Genomic DNA, 15,398 nt, shown 5'->3' on the forward strand with positions numbered 1-15,398 from the left:
TGCGTGAGCCTCCCTCTGACGATCGACACGACGTCGTCCTGCTGCATGCCGCCGCTGACGTCGACCGTCACGGTCGACGAGGCCGAGCGCATCGCACACGTCTTCAAAGCGCTGAGCGACCCGACCCGCGTCCGGCTGCTCTCGCTGATCGCGGCCACGCAGGGAGGCGAGGCGTGCATCTGCGACCTCATCGACCCCGTCGGCCTCTCGCAGGGCACCGTGTCGCACCACATGAAGCTGCTGGCCGAGGCGGGGCTCGTCACGCGCGAACAGCGCGGCAAATGGGCCTACTTCGCCCTCGCCGACGGCGCTCTCGAGGGTGTGGCCGCATCGCTGCGTGCGCTGAGCTGAGACGCGCTGAGCTGACGCGCCCCGAGCTGACGGCTGCACCGCAACCACGATGCCCCGTCAGCGCAGCTGCGCGAACTTCTCGACCTTCGCCGTCGGGCCCACGACGAGCAACGTGTCGCCGTCGTGCAGAACCGTGTCGGCCTCGGCATTGCGCCATTCGCCGTTGGCCGGCCGGTAGGCCGCGACGGTGACGCCGTGGATCGCGCGCACCTCGCCTTCGGTCAGCGTGATTCCGTGCAGATGCTCGGGTGCGACGGTCTTCACGATCGCGTAGCCGCGGTCGATCTCGAGGTAGTCGGCTGCAGCGCCTCGCACCAGGTGGGCGACGCGGCGACCCATGTCCTTCTCGGGATACACGACCTTGTGCACTCCCAGCTGCTCGAGCACAGCGCCATGACGCTCGTCGATCGCCTTGGCCCAGATCACGGGCACCGCGAGCTGGAGGAGCAGCGACGACGTGAGGATGGACGCCGTGATGTCGGATCCGATCGCCACCACGACGCGATCGAACTCGCCGATCGCCAGCTGCTGCAGGACATCGAGCCGCGTCGAATCAGCGCGCACGACCTGGGTCAGCTCTCCGTTCAGCGACTGGACGATCGCCTCGTCCGAGTCGATGCCGAGCACCTCGGTCCCCGAGGCCATGAGCTCGAGCGCGAGCGACGTGCCGAACCGGCCGAGTCCGATCACCGCGACCGAGTCGGCTTCGGCGATGCGCCTGGCGTCCTGTCCGAATGAGAGAAACTTGGGCACGGTGAGTCCTTTCCTGATGCGATCAGCCGATCGCGGGGCGTTCCTTCGGCAGTTCGTAGGCGACCGGTCGCTCGCGGAATGCCAGGGCGGTGCCCAGGGTGAGCGGGCCGAGCCGGCCGAGGAACATGAGGAGTATGAGGATGATCTGCGCGGCGTCGGGGAGAGCGGCGGTGATGCCGGCCGACATGCCGACGGTGCCGAACGCCGACACGACTTCGAACAGCACGCGATCGAGGTCGAGGTCGGTCATGGCGAGGATGGCGATCACCGCGGCCATGACGGCGCCGATCGCGACGAGCACGACGGTGATGGCCTCGCGATGCACCGCACGCGAGAGGCGCTTGCCGAACACGTTCACGGTGCTGCTGCCGCGCAGCTCCGCCCACATGATGAAGAAGAGCACCGCGAACGTGGTGACCTTGATCCCGCCGGCAGTACCGGCAGGACCTCCGCCGATGAGCATCAGCACGTCGGTGCCCAGCCAGGTCTCGTCATGCATCTGCGCGATGTCGACCGAATTGAAGCCCGCGGTGCGCGCCTGCACCGAGTGGAAGAAGGCTGCGAGCACGCGCGAGGCGGGGTCGAGAGGCCCGAGGGTGCCCGCGTTGTCCCACTCCATCAGCGCTGTGTAGATGGTGCCGCCGACCAGGAGCACGGCGGTCCCCGCAAGCATGATGCGCGTGTTCATCGTCCAGTGCAGCGGCACGCGCAGCTCGCGACGCAGCTGGCGGAGAACCGGGAAGCCGAGGCCTCCGAGGATGATCGCGGCCGAGATCGGCAGGCATACCCATGGGTCGGACACGAACCCCATCAGGCTGTCGGTGTACAGCGCGAAGCCGGCGTTGTTGAACGACGAGACGGCATGGAAGACCGCATGCCAGGCGGCACGGCCGACGTCGTAGCCGTACCCCGTCAAGAACCGCACGAAGAGCACCGCGGCGACCGCGGCTTCGATCGTGAGCGTCGTGGCGAGGATGCCCAGAGCGAGGCCTCGCAGATCGCCCACGCCCTCGGCCTTGGTCTCGGCGCCGGTGATGATGCGCGACCGCACCGAGAGCCGCCGTGCGAGCGCCAGCCCGATCAGGGCGGCGAAGAGCATGATCCCGAGTCCGCCGACCTGGATGAGGAGGAGGATGACGACCTTGCCGAACGGACTCCAATAGACCGCCGTGTCGACGACGATGAGCCCGGTGACGCAGACGGCGGACGTCGACGTGAACAGCGCGTCGAGGAATCCCGTCCAGACTCCCTCTGCGGAGGATGCCGGAAGAATCAGCAGGAGCGCGCCGATCAGGATCGTGAGCCCGAAGCCGCCGGCGATCACCTGCGCCGGAGCGAGACGTCGGCGCCGAGGACGGCTGCGGCGAGATGCTGCGAGGGTCACTCACACGACAGTACGCCGAATGGGGGCGCTGCTCACGCCATCCTCACGGAATCCTCACGACGTCCGTGCGCCGATCATGACAGCCGCGCCGTGGTGGCGCGCACGTTCAGCTCATACGGCAGCGCTACGGGCGCGCGCGTGGTGCCGTCGTCCGCGAGCTTCGCGAGCACGGCATCCGCTGCTCTCTCGCCCTGCCCGAGCGGGAACTGGTCGACTGTCGTGAGCTTGAAGAACTCGCCGAGCTCGTGGCCGTCGATGCCGACGATCGAGAGGTCCTCCGGCACGCCGAATCCCAGATCGCGCGCGGCCAGGATCGCCCCTATGGCCATCTCGTCGGATGCTGCGAACACGGCTGTGGGGCGAGGGCCGGGCCGACCGAGCAGCTGCTTGGCGGCGCGGTACCCGCCCTCGACGGTGAAGTCGGCGGGTTCGAGAAAGGCCGGATTCAGCGGGATGCCGGCCTTGGCGAGCGCCTTCTCGAAGCCCAGCCGACGGTTGGTGGGGATGTGGAAGTCGAGGTCGAACTCGGGGTTCGCCCCGATGTGCGCGATGTCGCGGTGGCCGAGGCCGATCAGGTGCTCGGTCGCGAGCTGGGCGACCGCCACGTCGTCGACCGTCAGGGTGTCGAGCTTCGGGTTCGGCCCGCCGATCGCGATCACGGGCAGGCCCAGATCGAGCAGGTACTGGGTCTCGTCGTCGTCGAGCTCGATCGACACCGCGATCACGGCATCCACCCGCTGGCGGCGCAGGAACGTGTCGAACACGTGCCGGCGCACATCCTTGTCGGCCGTGATGTTGTAGAGGGTGATGTCGTAGCCCTCGCGCATCAGCGCCGCCGAGACGCCGGAGAGCACGGTGCTGAAGAACCAGCGGTCCAGGAACGGCACGATCACGCCGATGTTGCGGGTGCGACCAGAGGCCAGGCTCGATGCCCGCGACGAGACGACGTAGCCCAGCGACTGGGCGGCCGCCTGCACGCGCTCGCGCGCGGACTCGGATACGTGCCCTCGCCCGCTCAGTGCCCGCGAGACTGTGGCGGTGGAGACTCCGGCGAGTCGGGCGACTTCATCGATGCTCGCCATGAGTTCTCTCCTTCAGACCGGGTGAGATCCCCGGATTCGTGTGAGATCCGGCTTCCTGCGCGAGACCGGCGTTCAGAACGTGGGTCTCGCGCAGGAAGGAGGATCTCGTGGTCGTGACCGCTCAGGCCGTGGTGTACCAGACGGTCGTGTCGACGGGGAGGTCGGCGCCTCCGAACGGCTGGCTCTTCAGCACGACGGTGGCGCCGGCCGGCAGCGCCAGCGGCTTGGTGCCGAGGTTCGCGATCACGTGGACGTCGCCGCGGCGGAACGCCACGGCATCCTTCCCCGCGTCCTCCCACACCAGCGACCCCGCGCCGAATCCGTGCTCGCGGCGGGCGGCCAGCAGCTCCTTGTACAGCGACAGGGTCGAGAGCGGGTCGCCCTCTTCGGTGTCGCGGGAGTACGCCGCCCAGTCGGACGGCTGCGGCAGCCACGACAGCCCGGTCTCGTTGAAGCCGAAGGCCGGAGCATCCGCCTCCCATGGCAGCGGCACGCGGCATCCGTCGCGTCCGTAGCGCTCGCCGTTCGTGCGGAACCACGTGGGGTCCTGACGGAACTCGTCGGGGATCTCCATCGCCTCGGGCAGCCCGAGCTCCTCGCCCTGGTACAGATAGGCGGAGCCGGGGAGCGCGAGCATGAGCGTCGTCGCCGCGCGGGCGCGGGCCAGGCCGATCTTCGTGTCGGGCTTGTTCGGGGTGTTCGGGCCGATGCCCTCGCCCTGCGGGTTCTCGTCGGTGAGGGCGAGACGGGTCGCGTGGCGGACGACGTCGTGGTTCGACAGCACCCAGGTGCTGGGGGCGCCGACCGCGCCGAACTCGTCGAGGGACTCGCGGATGACGTCGCCGAGGGCCTTCGCGTCCCACGGGGTCATCAGGTACGGGAAGTTGAAGGTCTGGTGCATCTCGTCGGGGCGCACCCAGAGGGCCGTCTTCTTGAGCGTGGGCAGCCAGGCCTCGCCGCACAGGGCGCGGTCGCCGTCGTACTCGGCGAGCACCTTGTGCCAGTCGCGGTAGATGTCGTGCACGGCATCCTGACCCCAGTACGGCACGTTCTCCTCGCCGCCGCCCATGGAGTCGGCATCGGCGACGGGGGCGTAGTCGGGAAGACCGGCCTCCTTGACCATGCCGTGCGCCACGTCGACGCGGAAGCCGTCGACGCCGCGGTCGAGCCAGAAGCGCAGGATGCTGCGGAACTCCTCCTTGACCTCTTCGTTGGTCCAGTCGAAGTCGGGCTGGGTGGCGTCGAAGATGTGCAGGTACCACTGGCCGGGGGTGCCGTCCGCCTCGGTGACGCGCTCCCACATGCCGCCGCCGAACACGGACTCCCAGTTGTTCGGGGGGAGCTCGCCGTTCTTGCCGCGGCCGTCGCGGAACACGTAACGGGCGCGCTCGGGGCTGCCGGGGCCGGCCTTCAGCGCCTCCTGGAACCACACGTGCTGATCGGAGGAGTGATTCGGGACGAGGTCGACGATGACGCGGATGCCGCGCGCGTGCGACTCCTCGAGCATGCGGTCGAAGTCCGCGAGCGTGCCGAACAGCGGGTCGACGTCGCGGTAGTCGGCCACGTCGTAGCCGGCATCGCGCTGCGGCGAGGTCATGAACGGGCTCAGCCAGATCGCGTCGACGCCGAGCTCCTTGAGGGAGTCGAGGCGGCTCGTGATGCCGGGCAGGTCGCCGATGCCGTCGCCGGACGCGTCGGCGAAGGAGCGGGGGTAGATCTGGTAGATGACCGCGCTGCGCCACCACTCGGAACCGGGGGCTGCGATCTGCTCAAGCTGTGCCATGCGATCAGATTAGTGCAAACGCTTACACTCACGCCAGGGCAGGAATCGAATCGGTTCGGAATCCGGATGCGCGATGCGTTTGCGGGCGCTCTTGCACGGGGTTGCTTCACTCCCGTTTCGGGGGCCGACACGCCACATCGGGGGACGTTCTTCGCGTTTCGTCCCCCGTTCTGGCGTGTCGGCCCCGGATTCGGTCGCGCAGGAGGCGGGGTTCGGGGCGGACGGTGGATGCCGGGGTGCGGCTTCACCGGGGCGCGGCCTTACCGGGGGAGCGGCGCTGTCGGGGAGTAGTGTGGCGGCATCCGATCCGATGGAGGCTGCCATGGTTCCCGAGATCAACTACTGGGCTGTTCTGATCGCGACCGCATCGAGCATGGTCGTCGGCTCGATCTGGTACGCCCCGAAGGTGTTCGGCACGCGCTGGTCGCGGCTCGCGAACGTCGACATGGGTCGCCCAGCCGCGAGCGCGACCATGGCGATCATCACGACCGTGATCGTGAGCTTCATCACGGCGTGGGTGCTCGCCGGAGCATCCGCCATCGCCTGGCACTTCTACGGGGGAGCGTTCTTCTGGAGCGCGGTCGTCACCGCGGTGACACTGTGGGCCGGGTTCACGGCCGCGCGCTTCATCACGCACGACGCCTTCGAAGGGCGCTCGACCAGGCTCACCACGCTGAACATCGCGCACGAGCTGGTGACGGTCGTCGTGATGGCAGTGATCATCGGGGTCTGGCCCCCGGCGCTCGGCTAGGCGCTCGCGCCCTTGCGCAGATCCTGGGCGAACATCACCAGGATGCCGCTGGGACCGCGCAGGTAGGTGAGCTTGTAGACGTCCTCATAGGTGGCGACTCCGCGAAGCGGGTGGCATCCGTGTCGGGCGGCGATCGCGAGCGCATCGTCGATGTCATCGACGGAGAACGCCACGCGATGCATGCCGATCTCGTTGGGCAGCGTGGGCTCGGTCTCGATCGCGTCCGGATGGATGTACTCGAAGAACTCGAGCTGGCCGCGTCCGTCTGGTGTCTGCAGCACTGCGATCTTCGCATGGTTGCCGTCGAGACCGACCGCGGTATCGGCCCACTCGCCGCTCACCTCGTCGCGACCGAGAACCGTGAGGCCGAGGTCTGTGAAGAAGGAGACGGCCTCGTCGAGATCGCGCACGGCGATGCCGACGTTCTCCAGTGCGATGGGCATGCTCGGATGCTAGTACGCCGCCGCAGCGGCGGAAAGGGGCTTACGCCGCGACGCGCGCGACAGCGGCGATCGCGCTGGCGAAGAAGCCGAGCCCGTCGACGCCCGAGCGCATGGCGGCTGCGGTGTCGGGGCCGAAGCCGGGCTCGGTGGCGTGCTCCGGGTGCGGCATCAGGCCCACCACGTTGCCCGCCTCGTTCGTGAGACCGGCGATGTCGCGCAGCGATCCGTTCGGGTTGACGCCCGCGTAGCGGAATGCGACCAGGCCCTCGCCCTCGAGCCGGTCGAGCGTCTCCTCGTCGGCGATGTAGCCGCCGTCGGCGTTCTTCAGCGGGATGACGATCTCCTGGCCGCGGCGGAACGTGTTCGTCCACGCCGTGTCGGAGTTCTCGACCGTGAGCTTCTGGTCGCGACGCACGAAGTGCTGGTGGTCGTTGCGGATCAGACCGCCGGGAAGCAGGTGCGCCTCGACGAGCATCTGGAATCCGTTGCAGATGCCGAGGATCGGCATGCCCTTGGCTGCGGCTTCCTTCACCTCGGCCATGATCGGCGACAGCGCGGCGATCGCTCCGGCGCGCAGGTAGTCGCCGTAGCTGAAGCCGCCGGGGAGCACGAGCGCGTCGACGCCCTCGAGGTCGTGGGAGCCGTGCCACAGGGCGACGGGCTCGGCGCCGGCGATGCGCACGGCGCGCTGCGCGTCGCGGTCGTCGAGCGAACCGGGGAAGGTGATGACCCCGATGCGAACGCTCACTCGGCGACCTCGATGCCGACGACGTCTTCGATCACGGAGTTGGAGAGCACCTCGTCTGCGATGCGCTTGGCCTCGGCGAGGACCTCGTCGGTGACCTCGCCCTCGACGGTGAGCTCGAAGCGCTTGCCGATGCGGACATCGGAGAAGCCCTCGACGCCCAGACGCGCGAATGCGCCGGACACGGCCTTCCCCTGCGGGTCGAGCAGTTCGGGCTTGGGCATGACGTCGACGACGATGGTGGGCATGAACGCTCCAGGACTCACAGGCAGACGGGCGGCACCAGTCTACCGGCTTGCGCACGTCGACTTACGCGAGCTCGACGGTCACCGACCGCACGGTTTGCCGCCGAGTGCACGGCGCGCTACCGGGCGGATGCCGTGCACTCGTCGAGTGCACGTGAACTCGACGAGCCCCGGCTGGCGGCGTCAGGAGGCGTGGAAGACGGTGTGCAGGTCGCCGATCGCGTCGCGGCCTCCGAGGCCGTCGATCTCGAACAGCACCGAGATGCCGATCACGTGGCTGCCCAGTCGCTCGACGAGCTCGCGTCCGGCGGCGAGGGTGCCGCCGGTGGCGAGCACGTCATCGATGAGCAGCACGCGGGATCCGGCGGGCAGATCGTCGTGCATCTCGATGGTCGCGGTGCCGTACTCGAGGGCGTAGTCGACGGATGCCGCGGGCCGCGGCAGCTTGCCCGCCTTGCGGATCGGGATGAGCCCGACGCCGGCCGCGATCGCCGCGGCTCCGGCGAGGATGAACCCGCGCGCCTCGATGCCTGCGACCACGTCGAACTGGCCGGCGAACGGGGCGATGATCGCCTCGGTGGTCGCCTGCAGCGCCTCTGCATCCGCCAGCAGCGGCGTGATGTCGCGGAAGACGATGCCGGGTTCGGGGTAGTCCGGGATCGAGCGGATCAGCGATTCGGCGCGGACGAGGGCGGGGGAGAGTTCGGCTTCGGGCACCGGTCAAGGGTACGCCGCCTTCGGGATCGACAGGTTCAGAGTGCCGGCCGGAGTACCTCCGCGGTCTGTGGCGGGGTAGGTCGCTTGACACGCGTGGGAGCGCTCCCATAGGGTGCTCAACAGTTCATGGGAGCGCTCCCATGACACCCCGAACGCACCATCCACCGCACGACCTGCACAAAGGAGTGACCTGTGAACACACGTGCCCGCCGACGCCTCTTGGCGACTGCTGCCGCGGCATCCGTCTCCGCCATCGCCCTCGCCGGCTGCGCCTCACCCGGCGCCGGAGACAGCGCGGACGGGGCCGACGAGAAGGTCACGCTGACCGTGACCACCTTCGGCACCTTCGGCTATGACGACCTCTACAAGGAGTATGAGAAGCTCCACCCGAACGTGACCATCGAGGCCACGAACATCGACACCGGCGGCAACGCCCGCACCGACGCCTTCACGAAGATCGCCGCCGGCTCCGGCCTCAGCGACGTCGTCGCGATCGAGGAAGGCTGGCTCGGCGCCATCATGGACGTGTCCGACACGTTCGTCGACCTGCGCGACTACGGGATCGAAGACCGCAAGGGCGACTGGCTCGACTGGAAGTACGACCAGGCGACCGACCCCGACGGCCGCGTGATCGGCTACGGCACCGACGTCGGCCCCTCGGGCATCTGCTACAACACCAAGGCGTTCGAGGCCGCAGGTCTCCCCAGCGACCGCGAGTCGGTCGCGAAGCTGCTCGACGGCGACTGGGACAACTACTTCGCCGTCGGCGCCGAGTACACCGCCAAGACCGGCAAGGCCTGGTTCGACCAGTCCGGCTTCGTCTGGAACTCGATGGTCAACCAGCTCGACGAGGGCTACTACACCTCCGACGGCAAGCTCAACGTCGAGGGCAACGCCGAGCTCAAGAAGCGCTTCGAGCAGCTGGGCGCCGCAGCCGAAGGCGGGCTCTCCGCTGCCGAGACGCAGTGGGACTGGAACGGCGGCAAGTCGTTCGTCGACGGCACGTTCGCCACGATGGTCTGCCCCGGATGGATGCTGGGCGTCGTGCAGGGCAAGCTCGAGTCGGGCGGCGGTGACGCCTCGACCGGCTGGGACTTCGCCGACGCGTTCCCCGGCGGTGCAGTGAACTGGGGCGGCGCGTGGCTGTCGATTCCCGAGAGCTCCGAGCACAAGAAGGCGGCCGCCGAGCTCGCCGACTGGCTGACCCAGCCCGAGCAGCAGGTGAAGCAGTCGGCCGCGGCCGGCAACTTCCCCTCCACGATCAAGGCTCAGCAGACGCTGGCCGAAGAGGCCACGCCCAACGAGATCTTCAACGGGGCGCCCACCGGCGCGATCCTCGCCGAGCGGGCCAAGGGCGTCGTCGCGCAGTACAAGGGCGCTGACGACTCCGTGATCCAGGAGAACGTGTTCGGCCCGGCCATCACCGCGCTCGACCGCGGCGAGACCGACACCAAGGGCGCCTGGGACCAGGCGATCGGCCTCCTGCACGAGCTCGTCCCGACCAACTGAGCCGACCCTTCGACAGGCTCAGGGACCCATTCCTGGGTTGCTGAGCCTGTCGAAGCACGCCACCCCGAGTGAAGGAACACGCATGACTCTCACCGAAGAGCAGCGGGCGACGGCATCCGCTCCGCTGAAGAGCAGGAGCGCGGGTGCCGCCTCGAAGTCGTCGTGGCGGCATCGCCTCTCGCGCATCGATCAGAAGGGCTCGCCGTACCTCTACGTCTCGCCGTTCTTCCTGCTGTTCGGGCTGATCGGCCTGTTCCCGCTGCTGTACACGGTGTGGGTCGCCCTGCACGACTGGGATCTGCTGAAAGGCGAGGGCGGCTTCGTCGGCCTGTCGAACTTCACCGAGATCCTGGGCGACGGCATGTTCTGGAACTCGATCGGCAACACCCTGAGCATCTTCCTGCTCTCGGCGATCCCGCAGCTGGCCGTCGCTCTCGTGATCGCGTACCTGCTCGACCAGGGCCTGCGCGCCCCGTCGTTCTGGCGGATGAGCGTGCTGATCCCGTTCGTGGTGACCCCGGTGGCCACCGCCATCATCTTCTCGAGTATCTTCAACGAGGCCGACGGTCTCGCGAACAATCTGCTGAACCTGATCGGCATCGTCGACCAGGAGTGGAAGCACAACACCTTCCTGTCGCACATCGCGATCGCGACCATGGTGAACTTCCGCTGGACCGGCTACAACGCCCTGATCCTGCTCGCCGCCATGCAGGCGGTGCCGCGCGACCTGTACGAGTCCGCCGCGATCGACGGCGCGGGCGCCGCGCGCCGGTTCTTCTCGATCACGATCCCCAGCATCCGCCCCACCCTGATCTTCGTGATCATCACGGCGACGATCGGCGGCCTGCAGATCTTCGCCGAGCCGCGCCTGTTCGACGTGTCGACGGCCGGCGGCATCGGCGGCAGCGAGCGGCAGTTCCAGACCACCGTGCTGTTCCTGTGGGAGCTGGCGTTCTTCCGCCGCAACCTCGGCGAGGCATCCGCCGTCGCCATCCTCCTGTTCGTGCTGATCGTCGGCATCGGGCTCATCAACTTCCTCATCTCCCGCAGCATCTCCACCGGAGATGCGCCGAAGCGCCGCCGGAAGGAGCGCGTCCGATGACCGCCACCCAGGCCCTCAGCGTCCCCGAGCGCATCCGCCGCAGCCGCCAGAGCGGCACCGCCGGCATAGGCAGCCGCCCCGGATTCCTCACCTACGGCCTGCTCACTGCTTTCCTGCTCGGCAGCGCGTACCCGCTGTGGTGGTCGTTCGTGGTCGCGAGCGGCACGAACTCAACCCGCGGCGAGACTCTGCCCCTGATCCCTGGCGGCAACTTCCTCGCGAACGCCGCCAAGGTGCTCGACGCCATCCCGTTCTGGAAGGCGCTCGGCAACTCGATCCTGATCTCGGCCATCATCACGATCTCGGTCGTGACGTTCTCGACCCTCGCCGGCTACGCGTTCGCGAAGCTGCGCTTCAAGGGACGCGACGGGCTCATGGTGTTCGTGATCGTGACGATGGCGATCCCGACCCAGCTGGGCATCATCCCGCTGTTCATGCTCATGCGCCAGCTCGGCTGGACGGGCTCGATCGGGGCGGTGATCGTGCCGACCCTGGTCACAGCGTTCGGCGTCTTCTTTATGCGCCAGTACCTCGTCGACGTGATCCCCGACGAGCTGATCGAGGCGGCGCGCATGGACGGCGCGAACCAGTTCCGCACCTTCCTGACCGTCGGCGTCCCCGCCGCGCGCCCGGCGATGGCGATTCTGGGCCTGTTCACCTTCATGACGGCGTGGACCGACTACCTGTGGCCGCTCATCGTGCTCTCCCCGCAGAACCCCACGCTGCAGACCGCGCTCAGCCAGCTGCAGTCGGGCTTCTACGTGGACTACTCGATCGTGCTCGCAGGAGCCGTGCTCGCCACGCTTCCGCTGCTCGTGCTGTTCGTCGTCGCCGGCAAGCAGCTCGTCAGTGGAATCATGGCCGGCGCGGTGAAAGGATGACCCCTATGACCCGCCCCTTCCCCAAGGACTTCCTGTTCGGCGCCGCGACCGCGGCCTACCAGATCGAGGGTGCGGCCTTCGAAGACGGGCGCACGGCATCCATCTGGGACGAGTTCTCGCGTGTCCCGGGGGCCGTGATCGGCGGCGACAACGGTGACGTGGCGTGCGATCACTACCACCGGTACCCGCAGGACGTCGCGCTCATGAAGGAGCTCGGCCTGCAGACCTACCGCTTCTCGACCTCGTGGTCGCGGGTGCGCCCAGACGGCGGCGCGGTCAACGAGAAGGGCGTCGACTTCTACAAGCGGCTGGTCGACGAGCTGCTCGGCGCCGGCATCCTGCCCTGGCTGACCCTGTACCACTGGGACATGCCGCAGGCGCTGCAGGAGGTCGGCGGCTGGACCAGTCGCGACACGGTAGACCGCTTCGTCGAGTACGCGGGCACCATGCACGACGCGCTCGGGGACCGTGTGAACGTGTGGACCACGCTGAACGAACCGTGGTGCGCGTCGTTCCTCTCTTATACAGGCGGCGAGCACGCGCCCGGTCACACGAGCATCGCCGAAGGGCTGCTCGCCTCGCACCATCTGCTGCTCGCGCACGGCGCGACAGTGCGAGAGCTGCGCTCGCGCGATGCATCGCTGAACCTCGGCATCACGCTGAACCACACGGTGGCCGACCCGGCCGACCCCCGCAACCCCGCCGACGTCGACGCCGCTCGCCGCGTCGACGGGCAGTTCAACCGCTGGTTCCTCGACCCGATCTATCGGGCGGAGTACCCGGCGGACATCGTCGAAGACGTCAGAGCGGTGGACGCCGAGGCAGTGCGCCGCTTCGAAGAGGCCGTGCACGACGGAGACCTCGCGACGATCGCGCAGCCCATCGACACGCAGGGAGTCAACTACTACCACGGCGACCTCGTGGCGGGCCAGGTGCCGGAGACGGCGCCGCCGTCGGGCGGACCGGCGACGACACGCCCTGGCCGCAGTCCCTATCCCTCGGATGCGGGCATCCACTCGGTCGAGCGGGGTCTGCCCCGCACCGCGCAGAACTGGGAGGTGCAGCCCGAGGGCCTCACACGGCTGCTCCACCGGGTCTGGGACGAGTACGCGCAGCCCGCGGGCACCGTGTTGTACATGACCGAGAACGGCGCCGCGTACGACGATGTGGTCGCATCCGACGGGCAGGTGCACGACGCCGATCGAGCCGAGTTCCTGCGGCTGCACCTGGGTGCCGTGCTCGACGCTGCAGAGGCCGGGGTCGACGTGCGCGGCTACTTCTACTGGTCGCTGTTCGACAACTACGAGTGGGCGTGGGGCTACGACAAGCGCTTCGGCATCGTGCGCGTCGACTACGACACCCAGCAGCGCACGGTGAAGGACTCCGGCCGGGAGTACGCTCGCATCATCGCGGCTCGCGCTCTCTGAGCAGGTCCGGTGGTTCTTCTCGGACCACGGACCTTTCGGAGGAGCGGATGCCGCGTGCACGCGATTCGTACGACGACGGGAGACCGATGAGCAGGCCGACCATCGAAGAGGTGGCCGCGGCAGCCGGCGTCTCCCGCTCGACCGTGTCGAGGGTCGTGAACGGCTCGACGGCCGTGAGCCCCGAGGCGCTCGCCGCCGTGCAGCGCGCGATCGCCGACATGAACTACGTGCCCAACCGGGCCGCGCGGTCGCTCGCGTCGCGGCAGACGCACGCGATCGCCCTGGTCGTTCCCGAGGACACCACCCGGTTCTTCGGAGACCCCTTCTTCGCGGCGATCGTGGCCGGGATCACGGGTGCGCTCGGAGCATCCGACTACCTGCTCAACCTGCTGATCGCGAGCGACGACCCCGGCGACAAGGTCTCGGCCTTCATGCGCAACGGCGGCGTCGACGGCGCGCTGATCGTCTCGCACCACACGAGTGACGCCTTCATCGAGAGGATCGCGGATGCCGTGCCGGTCGTGTACGGCGGGCGGCCGGTGCGGCCCCGCGACGGCGACTACGTCGTCGACGTCGACAACGTCGCCGCCGCCCGCGTCGCGACTCGTCGGCTGATCGCCATCGGCCGCACGCGCGTCGCGACCATCTCGGGCCCGCTGACGATGGTGGCCTCGAACGATCGCGTGCAGGGATATCGGGACGCACTGGCGGATGCCGGGCTCACGCCGTTCGCCGAGGAGGCGGGCGACTACTCCGAGGCATCGGGCGCCGAGGCCGTGCGCCGCATCCTCGCCGTCGGCCGTCCCGACGCGATCTTCGTGGCGAGCGACCTGATGGCTCGGGGGGCGATGACGGCGCTCCGCGCCGCCGGCATCCGCGTTCCCGACGACGTCGCGATCGTGGGCTTCGACGACTCCGCTGTCGCGCTCACGACCGATCCGCCGCTCACCACCATCCGCCAGCCGATGTACGCACAGGGCGAGGCGATGGCCGGTGTCCTGCTGTCGCGGCTCGCGGGAGAGAGCCCCGAGCGCATCACGATCCTGCCGACCGAGCTCGTGGTGCGGGCCTCGGCCTGACGCCCCGCACAGACGGCGGGCCCGGTCGTGATCGACCGGGCCCGCCGCATTCTGCGAGTGTCAGTTGCCGTAGAGCGAGACGACGCCTGAGACGTCGGTGCTGGTCATCGACAGGTCGTCGGACGAGCCGTTGCACTGCGGGTAGTGCATGATCGACGAGGAGTCGTACGGGGTCAGCGGCCGCCAGTTGTTGTCTTCGAAGCACGTGCCCGACTCGGGACGCGTGTGCTCGTGCCGGAACCCGAGGACGTGCCCGAGCTCGTGGCCCAGAATGTTCGTCGGCGTCCAGGAGCCAGAGGTCCAGATCGAGTCGTCGACGAGCACGTTCTGCTGGCGGTCGGGCGTGCTCGGGAAGAATGCGCGGGCGATGTACTGCGAGGTCTGCACCGGCTCGACCGAGAACGCGACCGACTTGTTGCGGGTCGTGCAGTTGCCGTCGGCGCTGCCGACGTAGACGAAGTCGATCTTCGACGAGGCGTTCTCCCACAGAGCGGTGCCGCTCTCCATCGCGCTCACGATGTCGGCGTGACGGCTGCCGAACTTCGTGCTGACGCAGTAGGTGAGGTTGCCCACCTGCGCGTCGGACCACCGGTCGTCGGCGCCGCTGACGGTGTTCACGATGAGTCCGTCGGTCAGCGTATCGGGGCCGACGAGCCGGTCGTAGAAGGTCCGCAGGTCGCTGCGGTTCGAGATCACCTCGTCTCCGTTGACGATGTAGCTGCCGTCGACATCACGGAAGGTCGACGCGGCGAACTCCTGGAAGGAGGGCACGTCGGATCCGTCGTCGACAGACGTCGCAGCCGTGGCGGGCATGGCCGCGCCGATGCTGAGCGCCGCGACCGCGGTGGCGGCGAGCGCAAGGGTTCTGATGAGTCGCATGCAGTGATCCTCTTCGATCTGAGCGATTCCGCCCTCCTGGTCGGTGGACGGGCTCCGGCCCGGGGAGGCGGACTTCTTCGTCCCGCCGATCGTGTCGAAGCTCGCTCACGGTAACGGCGCTGTTTTCTCGGAGTCAATACAGTCCGCGGCGTGCCGGGTGTTTTCTGCACTCAGGGCAGAAACACGCGACGCGGATGCTGGTCGAAGGTGCCGATACCGGCCGACGCAGGTCGAACGCGAGGGCGAGCAGGCGACCACGAACGTCAT

The 15,398-nt window shown here is 68.5% G+C and carries 16 protein-coding genes; 7 read left to right on the plus strand and 9 right to left on the minus strand.

Annotated elements, in window-relative coordinates; all coding sequences use genetic code 11:
* Positions 1-3 precede the first annotated feature (3 nt).
* Complete coding sequence (locus RS84_RS06185; RefSeq protein WP_235281401.1) at positions 4-351, plus strand: ArsR/SmtB family transcription factor; 348 nt, start codon at positions 4-6, stop codon at positions 349-351.
* Between the two features lie 57 nt (positions 352-408).
* Here RS84_RS06185 and RS84_RS06190 read toward each other — a convergent pair whose 3' ends face one another.
* From RS84_RS06190 to RS84_RS06205, 4 genes are all read right to left on the minus strand, one after another.
* Complete coding sequence (locus tag RS84_RS06190) at positions 409-1,104, minus strand: potassium channel family protein (protein ID WP_200891982.1); 696 nt, start codon at positions 1,102-1,104, stop codon at positions 409-411.
* Positions 1,105-1,126: 22 nt separating this feature from the next.
* Positions 1,127-2,488: a TrkH family potassium uptake protein gene (locus RS84_RS06195; protein ID WP_045256880.1), complete on the minus strand. Its 1,362-nt coding sequence runs from the start codon at positions 2,486-2,488 to the stop codon at positions 1,127-1,129.
* A 74-nt stretch (positions 2,489-2,562) separates the two neighbouring features.
* On the minus strand, positions 2,563-3,570 hold the full coding sequence (locus RS84_RS06200; RefSeq protein WP_045256881.1) for a LacI family DNA-binding transcriptional regulator: 1,008 nt from the start codon (positions 3,568-3,570) through the stop codon (positions 2,563-2,565).
* A gap of 121 nt (positions 3,571-3,691) precedes the next feature.
* Positions 3,692-5,353, minus strand: coding sequence for a glycoside hydrolase family 13 protein (locus RS84_RS06205; protein ID WP_045256882.1), 1,662 nt, complete (start codon positions 5,351-5,353; stop codon positions 3,692-3,694).
* A gap of 322 nt (positions 5,354-5,675) precedes the next feature.
* Here RS84_RS06205 and RS84_RS06210 point away from each other — a divergent pair, with 322 nt between their 5' ends.
* Positions 5,676-6,104, plus strand: coding sequence for a DUF1761 domain-containing protein (locus tag RS84_RS06210; RefSeq protein ID WP_045256883.1), 429 nt, complete (start codon positions 5,676-5,678; stop codon positions 6,102-6,104).
* Here RS84_RS06210 and RS84_RS06215 read toward each other — a convergent pair.
* The 4 genes from RS84_RS06215 to RS84_RS06230 form a co-directional block, all read right to left on the minus strand.
* The gene (locus RS84_RS06215) at positions 6,101-6,547 is read right to left on the minus strand and encodes a VOC family protein (protein WP_045256884.1); all 447 of its coding nucleotides are present in this window, start codon (positions 6,545-6,547) and stop codon (positions 6,101-6,103) included. The two genes, RS84_RS06210 and RS84_RS06215, sit on opposite strands and share 4 nt — an antisense overlap.
* A 40-nt stretch (positions 6,548-6,587) precedes the next feature.
* Positions 6,588-7,295: a phosphoribosylformylglycinamidine synthase subunit PurQ gene (gene purQ, locus RS84_RS06220; protein ID WP_045256885.1), complete on the minus strand. Its 708-nt coding sequence runs from the start codon at positions 7,293-7,295 to the stop codon at positions 6,588-6,590.
* Complete coding sequence (gene purS / locus RS84_RS06225; RefSeq protein WP_045256886.1) at positions 7,292-7,540, minus strand: phosphoribosylformylglycinamidine synthase subunit PurS; 249 nt, start codon at positions 7,538-7,540, stop codon at positions 7,292-7,294. The genes purQ and purS overlap by 4 nt, the downstream gene beginning before the upstream one ends.
* A 180-nt stretch (positions 7,541-7,720) precedes the next feature.
* Positions 7,721-8,254, minus strand: coding sequence for an adenine phosphoribosyltransferase (locus tag RS84_RS06230; RefSeq protein ID WP_045256887.1), 534 nt, complete (start codon positions 8,252-8,254; stop codon positions 7,721-7,723).
* A gap of 192 nt (positions 8,255-8,446) precedes the next feature.
* Here RS84_RS06230 and RS84_RS06235 point away from each other — a divergent pair, with 192 nt between their 5' ends.
* From RS84_RS06235 to RS84_RS06255, 5 genes are all read left to right on the plus strand, one after another.
* The gene (locus RS84_RS06235) at positions 8,447-9,763 is read left to right on the plus strand and encodes an ABC transporter substrate-binding protein (protein WP_045256888.1); all 1,317 of its coding nucleotides are present in this window, start codon (positions 8,447-8,449) and stop codon (positions 9,761-9,763) included.
* Between the two features lie 82 nt (positions 9,764-9,845).
* Positions 9,846-10,865: a carbohydrate ABC transporter permease gene (locus tag RS84_RS06240; protein WP_045256889.1), complete on the plus strand. Its 1,020-nt coding sequence runs from the start codon at positions 9,846-9,848 to the stop codon at positions 10,863-10,865.
* Positions 10,862-11,746: a carbohydrate ABC transporter permease gene (locus tag RS84_RS06245; protein WP_045256890.1), complete on the plus strand. Its 885-nt coding sequence runs from the start codon at positions 10,862-10,864 to the stop codon at positions 11,744-11,746. The genes RS84_RS06240 and RS84_RS06245 overlap by 4 nt, the downstream gene beginning before the upstream one ends.
* A gap of 5 nt (positions 11,747-11,751) precedes the next feature.
* Entirely contained in the window at positions 11,752-13,173 is a 1,422-nt protein-coding gene (locus tag RS84_RS06250) for a glycoside hydrolase family 1 protein (protein WP_200891983.1), read from the plus strand.
* An 86-nt stretch (positions 13,174-13,259) separates the two neighbouring features.
* On the plus strand, positions 13,260-14,252 hold the full coding sequence (locus RS84_RS06255; protein ID WP_045257018.1) for a LacI family DNA-binding transcriptional regulator: 993 nt from the start codon (positions 13,260-13,262) through the stop codon (positions 14,250-14,252).
* 60 nt (positions 14,253-14,312) lie between these two features.
* Here RS84_RS06255 and RS84_RS06260 read toward each other — a convergent pair whose 3' ends face one another.
* On the minus strand, positions 14,313-15,131 hold the full coding sequence (locus tag RS84_RS06260) for a matrixin family metalloprotease (RefSeq protein ID WP_052676242.1): 819 nt from the start codon (positions 15,129-15,131) through the stop codon (positions 14,313-14,315).
* Positions 15,132-15,398 lie beyond the last annotated feature (267 nt).

It is taken from the genome of Microbacterium hydrocarbonoxydans (assembly GCF_000956475.1).
GTDB lineage: Bacteria > Actinomycetota > Actinomycetes > Actinomycetales > Microbacteriaceae > Microbacterium > Microbacterium hydrocarbonoxydans_A.

Bases quoted from the DNA above. Each gene is read 5' to 3' on its own strand.
- RS84_RS06200 (WP_045256881.1), bottom strand. From the start codon at position 3,570: ATGGCGAGCATCGATGAAGTCGCCCGACTCGCCGGAGTCTCCACCGCC.
- RS84_RS06205 (WP_045256882.1), bottom strand. From the start codon at position 5,353: ATGGCACAGCTTGAGCAGATCGCAGCCCCCGGTTCCGAGTGGTGGCGC.
- RS84_RS06210 (WP_045256883.1), top strand. From the start codon at position 5,676: ATGGTTCCCGAGATCAACTACTGGGCTGTTCTGATCGCGACCGCATCG.
- RS84_RS06215 (WP_045256884.1), bottom strand. From the start codon at position 6,547: ATGCCCATCGCACTGGAGAACGTCGGCATCGCCGTGCGCGATCTCGAC.
- purS (WP_045256886.1), bottom strand. From the start codon at position 7,540: ATGCCCACCATCGTCGTCGACGTCATGCCCAAGCCCGAACTGCTCGAC.
- RS84_RS06240 (WP_045256889.1), top strand. From the start codon at position 9,846: ATGACTCTCACCGAAGAGCAGCGGGCGACGGCATCCGCTCCGCTGAAG.
- RS84_RS06245 (WP_045256890.1), top strand. From the start codon at position 10,862: ATGACCGCCACCCAGGCCCTCAGCGTCCCCGAGCGCATCCGCCGCAGC.
- RS84_RS06250 (WP_200891983.1), top strand. From the start codon at position 11,752: ATGACCCGCCCCTTCCCCAAGGACTTCCTGTTCGGCGCCGCGACCGCG.
- RS84_RS06255 (WP_045257018.1), top strand. From the start codon at position 13,260: ATGAGCAGGCCGACCATCGAAGAGGTGGCCGCGGCAGCCGGCGTCTCC.
- RS84_RS06260 (WP_052676242.1), bottom strand. From the start codon at position 15,131: ATGCGACTCATCAGAACCCTTGCGCTCGCCGCCACCGCGGTCGCGGCG.